Origin of the sequence: Mesorhizobium sp. ISC11, assembly GCF_037162595.1 — a bacterium.
GTDB lineage: Bacteria > Pseudomonadota > Alphaproteobacteria > Rhizobiales > Rhizobiaceae > Mesorhizobium > Mesorhizobium ciceri.
Window position 1 is genome coordinate 3,673,393 of the sequence record NZ_JAVSPW010000001.1, and the last position, 11,691, is coordinate 3,685,083.

The 11,691-nt window shown below is 60.2% G+C and carries 9 protein-coding genes; 4 read left to right on the top strand and 5 right to left on the bottom strand.

Annotated features, from left to right (window positions below):
* Positions 1–158: 158 nt before the first annotated feature.
* The 4 genes from RPF88_RS18020 to RPF88_RS18035 all read right to left on the bottom strand — a co-directional run bounded on the left by RPF88_RS18020 (position 159) and on the right by RPF88_RS18035 (position 5,677).
* The gene (locus RPF88_RS18020; protein ID WP_337122799.1) at positions 159–3,035 is read right to left on the bottom strand and encodes a CHAT domain-containing protein; all 2,877 of its coding nucleotides are present in this window, start codon (positions 3,033–3,035) and stop codon (positions 159–161) included.
* A 264-nt stretch (positions 3,036–3,299) separates the two neighbouring features.
* Positions 3,300–4,745, bottom strand: coding sequence for a HEPN domain-containing protein (locus tag RPF88_RS18025; protein WP_337122800.1), 1,446 nt, complete (start codon positions 4,743–4,745; stop codon positions 3,300–3,302).
* Positions 4,746–5,091: 346 nt separating this feature from the next.
* The gene (locus RPF88_RS18030) at positions 5,092–5,349 is read right to left on the bottom strand and encodes a conjugal transfer protein TraD (RefSeq protein ID WP_337122801.1); all 258 of its coding nucleotides are present in this window, start codon (positions 5,347–5,349) and stop codon (positions 5,092–5,094) included.
* A 1-nt stretch (position 5,350) separates the two neighbouring features.
* Positions 5,351–5,677: a conjugal transfer protein TraD gene (locus RPF88_RS18035; protein ID WP_337123884.1), complete on the bottom strand. Its 327-nt coding sequence runs from the start codon at positions 5,675–5,677 to the stop codon at positions 5,351–5,353.
* Positions 5,678–5,849: 172 nt separating this feature from the next.
* Here RPF88_RS18035 and traA point away from each other — a divergent pair, with 172 nt between their 5' ends.
* The 4 genes from traA to RPF88_RS18055 all read left to right on the top strand — a co-directional run bounded on the left by traA (position 5,850) and on the right by RPF88_RS18055 (position 10,747).
* Positions 5,850–8,903 carry a Ti-type conjugative transfer relaxase TraA gene (traA, locus tag RPF88_RS18040; protein ID WP_337122802.1) on the top strand — a complete coding sequence of 1,018 codons (3,054 nt, stop codon included), beginning with the start codon at positions 5,850–5,852 and terminating at the stop codon, positions 8,901–8,903.
* 127 nt (positions 8,904–9,030) lie between these two features.
* Positions 9,031–9,237, top strand: coding sequence for a helix-turn-helix transcriptional regulator (locus RPF88_RS18045; RefSeq protein ID WP_337122803.1), 207 nt, complete (start codon positions 9,031–9,033; stop codon positions 9,235–9,237).
* Positions 9,238–9,590: 353 nt separating this feature from the next.
* On the top strand, positions 9,591–10,031 hold the full coding sequence (locus tag RPF88_RS18050; RefSeq protein ID WP_013533589.1) for a hypothetical protein: 441 nt from the start codon (positions 9,591–9,593) through the stop codon (positions 10,029–10,031).
* Positions 10,032–10,408: 377 nt separating this feature from the next.
* Positions 10,409–10,747, top strand: a complete 339-nt coding sequence (locus RPF88_RS18055) for a hypothetical protein (RefSeq protein WP_337122805.1) — start codon at positions 10,409–10,411, stop codon at positions 10,745–10,747.
* A gap of 26 nt (positions 10,748–10,773) precedes the next feature.
* Here the strand turns inward: RPF88_RS18055 and RPF88_RS18060 are convergent, their stop codons facing one another.
* Positions 10,774–11,673, bottom strand: coding sequence for an alpha/beta hydrolase (locus RPF88_RS18060; RefSeq protein WP_337122807.1), 900 nt, complete (start codon positions 11,671–11,673; stop codon positions 10,774–10,776).
* Positions 11,674–11,691: the final 18 nt, after the last annotated feature.

The window sequence follows — 11,691 nt, forward strand, 5'->3', positions numbered from 1 at the left end:
TTGATGACGGTCCTATCGACGTCGCTCCGCTTTGGCCAATTCGCGGGTCGAGTGGCTAGCAGCGCGCCGCATTGTCGTACGCCAGCACACTTTTCATTGAATTCCGCAAGCCGAAAACCCGTGTTGACGGGAGACGCCGGGCGCCCGCGGCGTATGCGTCAGCCGTAGCAGACGAAGGCGCCCCAGTAGCGCATGTCCGCAAATCCAATTTGGTTGACGCTGCGGGCGAGACCGTCACGCAGACGCTGTTCTGAATCGTCGATGTCGGGCTCTAGAGTTGTGAGCCACGCCAGAAGTTCACCGTTTCGTGCATCTCGAAGCCATAGTTGTGCCTGACGAAGGGCGTCGCGCGGCTCGTGGCCCTGCTTTACCAGCCAATAAAACCGTCGCGAGAACAGCGATGCCGCTATGTCGTTTACGTTCCATAGCGAGCCGATAGCGCACCGCGCGCCAGCGCTCACAAAAGCGGCGGCGACGTTGGTGAACTCATCTGCGAGGTCGTCGCCATGAACTGCTGTCTGGCAGGCCGACAACGTGACCAGCGAAAGCCTTGAGCAATCAGTTCCCAATATGTCGGAGACTTTGAGCGCCTCATCCTCCGTAAGGAGAAGCCGGGAGGCCATAGGTTCGTCCGCTTCCGAGATGCCATGGCTCGCGAAATGGGCTGTTGTGGATTCTGACAAAGCATCAACGACTGCAGCGAGAGACAAATTTTCGTGCTTAAGATCCCGACCTTGAGGCATCCAATAACGCAACTGGCGCGCTTCGGCGGAGGCGTGCCGCAGCGGGCGATCAGGTACTGCAGTCGACGCGTCAACTATTAGCACATTGGTCAAGTCTGGCGGCTGGCCCCCCCTCCACAGGTACCGAGTCGGCAACACGACGACACTCGCTTGATCCAACACTCTCTGTTCCTGATATCCGACCGCTGCCCAAGGAATTTGGCCGAGCGGACCGGCTGGAACCACTAGTAGACGCTTTGGCAATGCTACAGGGAACGCGCTGGACAGGAGGGCAGCGGCGGCCTCAAGTGTTTCTGTCTTGGACGGGGTAGCCAGAGCAGGGAGTGGAAAATCTATCTCTGGCAACAACAGCCCACTGACACCTAAAGGCGTAGCCACCAACGCATAGGCGCCATAGCGGGTATGTACAGGATATAACACGGCGTCAAATGTGTCCCACAGGACATCACTTTCACAGTCTCTCCGATCATCACCAAGTAGCAGCGCCGCCTGAGATTCATCTATAAGGCGAACAGCCGCATCAGCCTGACCCAAATGAACATAAGCCAAGCCTGCGAGAGCAGCGACACTCTGCTCACGCCGCAGGACCATCGATCTTTCTCGTGTCCCCTGGGCTGCTGCGAGTCGTCGCGACCGCTGTCCTGTTAGGATTGCGAAGGCGTCGATGACGGCACTCCAGTCGCGCCCAACATGAAGATGCATAAGGTTATTGGCGGCAATGCGGCCGGCCTCGTCGCCTGAATGCCTCGACGCGATCTCTTGGATAAGGGCGATCCACTCAACGCGAGCCTCCTCCGAAATGCCGCGCTCGATATGGAACGTGGCTAAGTTAAGGGCCACATTCGGGATAAGCCTCCGGACGCCATTAGCATTGTCCGGCAGCATTCGTGCCAGGCCAGCTGCCGCATCCATCAACCTAGGCTCAGGGTTGATGAGCCATCGTTCAACCAGAGAACCAATTGCGCCTCCCACCGTCGACTCTCGTTGGATGGAGTCGCGTGGCAGACGATCGATTGCACGTTGAAACAGCGCAGCAGCGCGCGCTGCGTCCTCGGAATCGAAGGCTGATCGGCCGTGGAGAGCACGTTCCTGATAGACGTTGGCCGCCGTGACCTCCTGACGCCATCGCTCTGGCTGCTGTTCGTTGCTTGACGTCAGCCCAAGCTCGGCGAATTCAATCGCGCGGTCGATATCGTCCGGCGATCGTGTCGCCGTGAAACGATCATGGTATGCATGTGCCGCGGCGAAGAGGATTTTGTTACCAACATTGGCGCGATCTTCTGCGGCGATTTCAATTGCTTCAATAGCGCGGTCGAGGTTCGCGATAGCTCCCCCGCGCTGATAAGCAAGCAGGTGCCAGTTCGCCATCGACCATTTGAGAAAGACCTTCTCATCGTCGTCCGAGCAGGCCAATCCTGCTTCCAACGTGGCATAGGCCTCGTCAAATTCGGCTTGCGTAGGTGCGCGCGACGTTGGGTCCATCAAAGCAAGTGCAAGCGAATTCAGCACTGTACCACGCTTTTGATCGGTCGTCGCCGCCTCGCGCAACAGCGCGACGGCTGCGTCAAAATCCGCCTCGGAGCCATCGTGCTCGTTGCGTTCGAGCAGAAGGAGAGCGTGTGCCAGCTGTAAACTTGCCCTCTGGAAACCACGCCCAGGCGCAATAACGTCCAGTTGGGCGAGAGCTTCTGCACCGAATTGGATGGCCTTCCCAAAAGAAGGTCGGTGCCCTTCCATCTTCCACCGATCGGAGAATAACCTGATCATTGCAACATAAGCTGGCCACATCTCCGTCCCGCGAAGGCGAGATTTGCGGAGGCGATCGAAGATGCGTTGTGCCTTCGGTAGCTTGCTGAAGTCAGCGCCGATCGGCGCTACAGTGGAATAGCCTTGCAGGATACCAATAAGGACATCCCTGCCCCCGGCAGTCTTTGGTACGGCAAGCGCGATGTGTAAGTATTCGAGCGCCTTTCGCATGGCGATCGGATCCCCGCTAAGGATAAGGCGCTGCGCGCCGCTGAGGTATATAGCGGCGGCCTGAGGATGCTTCGGTCCGAGAAGTGCAAGCGCTCTGTCCGTCATGGCGATGGCTTGAGCTCGGTCCTCAGTCGTTCCATGATCGAGCGCGCTAGCGATGTTTAGTATCGCCCCTGCCCGCCCGCCGGGGTCTGTCTGTTCATCCGCAATTTGGCGCCACATGGTCGCTACTCGTTGGACCTCCTCGGGCTGAGTTCGCAACATCATCAGCGCATATTCCGCTACGATCCGGAGATCTTTATTGCCTGCTTTCATAGTCCCACTAGGCGTCCCCGTTCGTTTCATTGGTATGCCGCTGGCTGTGCCGGCCAGAGTGGAATACCGGCAGAAAAATCTCTCGCAAAGCGGTCCGAGGTGTCGGCAGATGTGCGCGCAGATCGATAATTCGATGAACAGTCTTCGATCTCGCAATCGATGGCAAACTGCGAAGCTACGAGTTGGTGGCGAGATGGACCGGTGGACGGCCTTGCCTTCCTACATCGGCCGCGGTCCGGTCTGCTCTTGAAGAAGGGGGTGGCACTATTTCTCGGCCGCATCTTCGACAAGCAGTTGTTTTCGTGCCCGTGCCAGATTCTCGAACGCTCTCGTATACGCGAAAGCATTGCGGAGTCGGATTGGATCGAGATCCAGGTAATACAGAAGGTTGAATTCGAAAAGGAGTCGTAGAATTTCTGAGTAGTAAATTAACCTTTGCCCATACTTCTCTAAATTTATTTTCAAGTCCGTTGGCAACGCGTGGCTAAACTCGTTTCTCAGGTCTATAATACCACGTCGATCTTTGGAAAATCCCGGAAGGGCTTGGGGTATGACATTTGTGACCCTATCGCCATAATCCTTTAATCGGCCGCTTAGGCCCAGTTCGTTGTGATGAGGTGCTCGATCTTTGAGGAATCTGCGCGCCTCCAGGCTGAGGTCGGTGGGTAGTGCGGTAATCATGGCGGCAACACCGCGTTCGAACTCCCCTTGATCGATACCCGGCCGATTGTCCAAGGTTCTATGAAGTCCCTCGAGGGCCTGAACCAGGAAAAGGAATCTCGTTTCGACGTTCGGGGTTTCCGAGGCGGCATGGAACAGGGTCATAGGCCTCTCGACCTTTTTAGATAAGTCCAACCAGCGGGACACGACGGTCAGCGGGTTTAAAGCGAGTCCGTCAAGCAGGATCGTTCGTCGAAATGAATGTTTCGCCTCAGTTCTTTTGTACCAACTCTGGCTAAGTAGAAGTTCTCCCGCTTTGCGGGGCATATTAGGTGGCCGTCCTCGCTTCGGCTTCGGCGGTGCGGGATCGGACCATAGCGACACCTCAGGAGGACCGCTAAAAGCTCCATCGCCAACGCAGGCGAAAAATTCCAAAGCCGCGGTTATTCGTAAGATCTCGTCAAAAGAGACCGCATAGGCGAAATGAACTTCCAAGTACGGCCGCTCGGCAATCAGGAATGTTCCATCGAAAGCTTGCTTCCCCGGCACATTCATCAAACTGGAAATGGCAAGCTTATGCTGTCCCCAACTCGCCTCGATGGCTTTGCGAGGTTCGGCAACTATCTTTGCCCGTCTCCTGCTCCGCACGAAATCGACGTTGACTCCTCGCGGATTTGCGATCGCAGTAAACGCGGGCGAGCGAAACTGCATTTGGCGGAAGGCCGGCGCTACCGGATCATCGCAAAAGCCATCCAGCAATATTGCGTTACCTACGATGTGGCTCTGCTCGTATCTGCTTCCATCGAGGCTGGTCTCGAATGCGTGAAGAACCGTGCAGCGCCGTGTGCCTTCAATCACGCCCTTGAGTGCGGGGTACCTTCGTCTAACTTGGCGCGGTAAACGCTGCTCCGACCCGGTCCAAGTCAGGGTGCGGACGAAGATACCGTCTCGAGGATGATAGTTCAGCTCGGCAGCAGCCATATCTTGATCGCTATCGCCTTCCAAGGCGAAGGCGCCCATCCAGCGCTGTGCATCGTTTTGGTCAGTCATTGCATCCTGCCAATCGAGATTTGCTTGTACGCAATTGCTTGTCCCATGCCGATATGACCTGCGCCGAGCTGAGCACACCGCCGCAGCTGAGTCGATCTCTGGATCGGCTCTGCGCCTTGTCGGCTTTCGGCGTAAATCCGAAAACTAGACGCCACCATTGAACGCTGAGCGACCCAGCGATCCAGACAGAAGATATTATCGGATCCTCCCGACTCAATGCACCGTCCAAGGGAGGCGAGTGAGCCTAGGCTACTACCTTCCCCAAAGCCCTACCAGCGTTGTGCCATATGTCATATCGCTTGCTTCAGCATTCTAGCTTTCACCAGCGGAACGCAGTGTGTTCGGCCTACGATGGTCCAGACTCCGTTTCCCCTTTGTGTGTTGCCGCGTACGCCTCGAACGCGTGCCTCCCCTTTGCGGCCCATAGCTCGCGGGTGTGTTCACCCTGATCGCTTTTGAGCTTGGCGGCGATCCAAAGCAGAGCGCCGTATATCGTGGCGCGATCCTCTTTGGTGAGCTCAACAATGCCTGCCTTGACGATAAGGCCACCGAGTTCGATCAGATGTCGGGTGCGCTGGCGTCTCTCGACCTGCCATGTGCGCATGTCATGCCGAGCCTGTGCCGCTTGCCGGCGATTGTGGGCTGCCCGGTTGCGCTGGAGCGCTGCGAGGGTTGCGCTGAGATGCCGGAGCTGTTCGCCGGGACCGGCTCTCGAAAAACGTCACCCCACGCTTGGCCCATGCCTCACGCTTTGCCGGGTCTTTCGTCTCGGCGATTGCGACCAGTGCTCCGGCCAGTTCGTCGGTGCTGAGCTGATCGGCGCCGGTGGCAATCACCAGCTCGCCAAGTTGCTGCACCTTTCGCGTTTTGAGCTCTCGCGCTTTGTCTTCCAGCGCCTTCAGTTCGGCGTCGAAGTCTCGTGGTTTACGCATAACTGTCTCCATCAATTGTCGATGCGGCAATGATAGGGGAGCGTCCGCCGGAAGGCTTCAGGGTTGCCGAGACTGCCCGGGACGGGCTGGTCCATCCCGAGATTTTTTCGAGGGAGGTGGCGCTTATACGTCGTGCCGACGTGCGCTTTGCCGTGCAAATGATTTGGTCGCGATGGCGATCTATCATCTTCACGTCAAGGTCATTGGCCGCAAGGCAGGGAGCAGTGCTGTGGCGTCGGCCGCCTACCGCTCGGCTTCGCGGCTGCGCGACGAGCGCATCGAACGCAGCCACGATTTCTCCGCCAAGCGCGGTGTCGTCCATTCCGAGGTGATGCTGCCTGCGAATGCACTGGAGGCCTGGAGCGACCGCGAACGGCTGTGGAACGATGTCGAGGCGTTCGAGGTGCGCAAGGATGCCCAGCTTGCCCGTGAGGTCGAGTTCGCCCTGCCGCGTGAACTCAGCCAGGCGCAAGGCATCGAACTGGCGCGCGACTTTGTACAAGTCGAGTTTGTCAGCAAGGGCATGGTGGCCGATCTCAATGTGCATTGGGACAGGGCAGAGGATGGCAGTCCCAAACCGCATGCTCATGTCATGCTGACCATGCGGTCCGTGGACGAGAACGGTTTTGGTGCCAAGGTTCGCGACTGGAATGCTACCCAGCTGGTCGAGCGTTGGCGCGAGCGGTGGGCGGAGCTGGCCAATGAGCGTCTGGCCGAACTCGACATCGACGCGCGCATCGATCATCGCAGTCTGGAAGCGCAGGGCATTTCCCTGGAGCCGCAAACGCAGATTGGGGCGCCAGCCCAGCGCATCGAGGGCAGCGGCCTTGCTGCTGGCGGCATTGAAGCAGATCGCGCCGAATTGCATCGCGAGATCGCGCGCAACAATGGTGCGCGCATCATTGCCGACCCATCCGTGGCGCTCGATGCCATCACCCATCAGCAATCGACCTTCACCCGAAAGGACATCGCGAAGTTTGCGCATCGCCACAGCGACGGAATGGAGCAGTTCAACGGGGTCGTTGCAGCCATCAGCAACGCACCAGATCTGGTCGAACTCGGCAAGGACAGGCGCGGCGAAGACCGTTTCACCACCCGGCAGATGATCGAGACCGAACAGCGCCTCCACCGCGCGGCGGAGCGTATCGATTTGGACGAGGGCCACGCGGTGAGTGACGCACATCGCGAGGCAGCGCTGGTGCGGGCCGCGCAACGCGGGCTTATCCTGTCAGGCGAGCAGGCCGATGCGCTTGCGCATATCACCGATGGTCGCGGTCTTGGTGTCGTTGTCGGCTTTGCCGGAACCGGAAAAAGCGCCATGCTGGGCGTTGCGCGCCAAGCATGGGCAGCGGCGGGCTATGAGGTTCGAGGCGCCGCACTCTCCGGCATTGCGGCGGAAAATTTCGAGAGCGGATCAGGCATCTCGTCACGCACCATCGCCAGCATGGAGCATAGCTGGGGACAGGGCAGGGATCTGCTCACCACGCGCCATGTCCTGGTGATCGATGAGGCCGGCATGGTCGGCACGCGCCAGTTGGAGCGCGTGCTTTCCCATGCGGCGGACGTTGGCGCAAAGATCGTCCTCGTCGGCGATCCGCAGCAGTTGCAGGCGATCGAAGCCGGCGCTGCATTCCGCTCGATTCACGAGCGACACGGCGGCGTCGAAATTGGTCAGGTGCGCCGGCAGCGCGAGGACTGGCAGCGCGATGCTACGCGCGATCTGGCAGCCGGCAGAATAGGTGCTGCGATCGGCGCCTATGACGCGCAAGGCATGGTTCATCAGGCTGCAACGCGCGACGAAGCGCGAGATGCACTCGTCGAGCGCTGGGATCGCGACAGGCAGGCGCATCCAGAGGCAAGCCGGATCATCCTCACCCACACCAACGACGAGGTGCGCTCGCTGAACCAGGCAGCGCGCGAGCGCATGCGCGCTGCCGGCGAACTCGGCGACGAGGTTCAGGTGAATGTGGAACGCGATGCGAGGGCCTTCGCCAGCGGCGACCGAGTCATGTTTTTGCGCAACGAGCGCGGGCTCGGCGTCAAGAACGGCACGCTCGGCATCGTGGAGGAAGTCGGCACACAGAGCATGACCGTGCGCACCGATGACCACAGGTCGGTTCGCTTCGATCTGAAAGACTACGCGCACATCGACCACGGTTATGCCGCGACCATTCACAAGGCGCAGGGCATGACCGTCGACCGCACCCATGTGCTTGCTACGCCGGGCATGGATGCACATGGCAGCTACGTCGCCCTGTCGCGGCATCGAGACAGGATGGACCTGCATTACGGCAGCGACGACTTTGCCACACGCGACCGGCTGGACCGAACGCTGTCACGCGACCGGGCTAAAGACATGGCGTCGGATTACGAGCAGGTCGACCCGGCGCAACACTATGCCGAGCGGCGCGGCATCACGTTCCGCGAGCGCGTGGTCGAAATCGTGCGTCGGATTGTTCCGGAGAAGCTGCGCGACAGGATCGGCGGACTGCTGGACGGGTTGCGCTCGCCCGGAGACGGCGAGCTGAGCCAGGACAGTGGGCGAAGACCGGGAAGTGAAGATGTTGGGGTGCGGATCCGAGATCCAGGCCCGACGCCGGAAGGAGATCCTCCTGCCAGGGCAATGCCGCGCGACACAAATCTGCGGGGGAACCCCGAAACAGAAATGCGCCGAGCCCGCACCCAGGCGCTTGTGCGTCACGCGCGCGCACTCGACGCGATCCTCAGCACTGGAAACTCGGATGGCCAGGGCAGTCCGGAGCAGATGCAGGAACTGAAGGATGCCCGTAGCGCTTTCGAGAAGGTGCGGCCGCATGGCTGGCGCGATGCCGAAGCGGCCTATGTGAAAAATCCCGAGCTGGTTCGTGAAGCGGGCGCCGGCCGCGTCAGCCGCATCGTGCTTGCTCTCCAGCTTGAAACGGAAATCCGCACCGGGATGGACATCGATCCCGGCCGCCGCGCCGACCGTTTCGTGGAACGTTGGGAGAAGCTCCATCGGACAAGCCAGGACCAATACCAGGCCGGCGACTTGTCTGGCTACAAATCAACGCGTTCGGCGATGTCCGAGATGGCCAACAGCCTCGAACGCGATCCGCAGCTTGAATCCCTGCTGGCAAACCGCAAACGCGAGCTTGGCATCAACGTGGATTCGGGTCGTCGCTTGGGCGCGGAACTGGCCTTCAGTCATGGCATCGGGCTCGGCCGAGGCAAAGGCATCGGAATCTGACCATCCGATTTGCCGCCGTTTACGCGCCACGTCGCGGTGGGGCGGGAATACGTCTTGCCTGACCGATGCAGCCTGTTTCGTGTGACCCATCGGATATCAGAGGCACTCAGGAGGGGACAGGCGAGCCATGCCCGAACTCGATCGCATTATTCGCAGGAGAACTGTCCTTGCCCGGACCGGCCTGTCCCGCTCAACCATGTATCGCAAGATCGCCGAAGGCACGTTTCCGGCTCAGATCAAGATCAGTGTCAACGGTGCGGGCTGGCGCGAATCCGATATTAATCGGTGGGTGGAGGATCCGGTATCTTGGAGGCCGAGGCGAGAAGGTGATTAAACCCGATAAATCCGATCGCGAGAGCTGGTGAGATGATACCATATCGCATCATGCCATGCTTTTTCTGTGGATAATGGAACCGAACCATCGGTATGATTTTGGATTGGGTAATTTTGAGGGTATCAGTCAATACCCTCACTGAGGATTTCCGATTAAATTCAAATACATAGCTGGCACTTCGATTCCGCCTCTGGCACCATCCCCTCCTGGTCCGTTCTGGGCACCCCCGTCGCGTCGCCGCCTGCATCGCCAAGTGGAATCACTTTGCGCACATTAGCCCGCCGGCGGATTTAATTTGCTTGGCCACCCCTCAACCCTAGGGCAAACTGCCCGTTGGGGCTGCAGGAGGTGAAATGAGAGCACGCGCAGCAACGCTTGGGGATCTGGAGGATGTCTTTCGGGGGCTGTCCAAACGGATGTCGGACGAATACGTCGCGGCCGGCAAGGACAGCAAGATCGCCTACGACAACCTTATGATGAATTTGAAGGAGGGCCGCGCGCACGCGCTTGTCGAGGGTGACAAGGCCGTGGCGATCATCGCCTGGCATGAGAACAGCGACGCCGCCGACACGCTGTTCGCCGCACGGGAGGACTTCTTCCGGGCCACGACCGTCCGTTTCTGCAAGCGGCATATCAGGCATATCCAGGCGCTCGCCGGCAACCTCGCCATCCATTCGCGCAGTTGGCTCCAGGGGCCGGATGTCGCAAGATGGTTCGGCGTCATCGGCTATGTCGAGCGCGGCCGGGAGAACGGCGCCACTTTGTTCGAGCTGCCGCCGGCTCGCATCGGCTAGGAAACCCTGGACTGGTCAAGATCCCTTGCCGCAAACACCGCCACCCTCTCGCGATCGCCCGCACAGGTTCGTCGATGCGGGTCACCGTCTTCGGCTCCAGGAGCCCTTGCTCGGCGGCCTTCTGAACTGCCTTAGCAAGCGGCTTGCGCCGGGCGCCGATTGGCGGGATGTTATGGGAGGGCAACCGGGGGCAAACCGGCACGCCGAGACAGATATGGCTGCTGGAAATGTCACGAGCTTGCTTCGCCTTTCTTGCCTTTGTTGCCCTGGTGAGGCCGGTAGGGGCAGGCGAGTGGACGTCTCATCTGCTTGACCGCCCAAGCCTGGCAACCGCCTATTTTCGCCAAGCCGATCTTGTGACTGCATACGCGACCGCAATGGCGCGCTTCCGTCTGCAGCTCGCAGGGCGTGCCGGCGAAAACAACCTTGCGGTCCCTTTCGAACCACTGCTTTTGCGGGCGGAATTCCGTGCGCGGACATGGCGCTCGGCGGACGGCAGCCTGTTGCAAGGCTTCGCCGGCAAGGGCGGCTTCCGGCTGACTATCGGCAACTGCCTGGCGCGCATCTGCGCTGCCAGCGAATGCAGCGATGCCGGTTGGCCGGTTTACGCCTGCAGCGACGGAGGCAAGCGCAAGATGTCCGTCACGGATTTTGTGACGGCAAACTTCGGCGGCGTCTCCTACCGCCGATTGAGCGCCTCCCCTTCACAGGAATGACAGCGCCGACCGTCTTGCTGCAGCGTTCAGCAAAGGGCGGTGTCCCTCCTCACCGCAAACGCCGCCTGCACCGCGCGATTGACGGTGACCGGCAGGATCGACATGTGGTTCTCGCCGGCATGCAGTTCGAAACTGGCGCGCACGCCCGGGAGAGCGTCAAGACGCTGCGCCATTGCCCGCGCGAATGCGTCGGTGCGTGTCACCTTTTTCTGCTTCAGGCGCTTTTCCTCGTCCTCGGCGCCAATCTGGAACGGCGCCAGCTTCTCGGTCTCGTACTCGCCGGCCGACAGGATCATGGTCGCCGCCAAACCATCGGGAATGGCGGCCTCGAAGGCTTCGAGAAAGCGGTCGATGGCACGCTCTTCCCAATAGATGGCGGGGCTCGCCGCGATCCAGGTCTGAAAGGAAGAAGGCCGCGTGAACAGGGCGTAGAGCGCAAACAGGCCACCGAAAGAATGGCCGTAAAGCGCCTGGCGGCTGGCATCGACCGTGACCCGGCTGGCGACCCACGGCTTCAGCTCATCCTCCATGAAAGCAAGGAATTTCCCTGCCCCACCGGTCCGGACTTCGGGCGTGCCTTCGTGGAAGGGCGGGTAGGTCTTGCCTGGCGGCGGGCCGAGATCCCATGAGCGGCGCAGCGGATCATAGGCACCGTCGACGGGATAGCCGATGGCGACGATGACGCCCCAGCCGACATTGGTGCCCGTGGGATAGAAGGCCTGCGCGCGCATGGCGTCGACCGCCGTGCCGATGACGGCGTTGCCGTCGGTCATGTAGAGGACCGGCCAGCCGGCCTCGGGCACCGGCCCGGACGGCACATGCAGGAATATCCGCCAGGGGGCGCCGCCCTGCACCGGAACGAGATCGTGGACCGTCGTGTTGGCGATCAGGGCTGGCGTCGCGTTGGACATGGATATCTTGGACATGGATATCTCCAGGGGCAA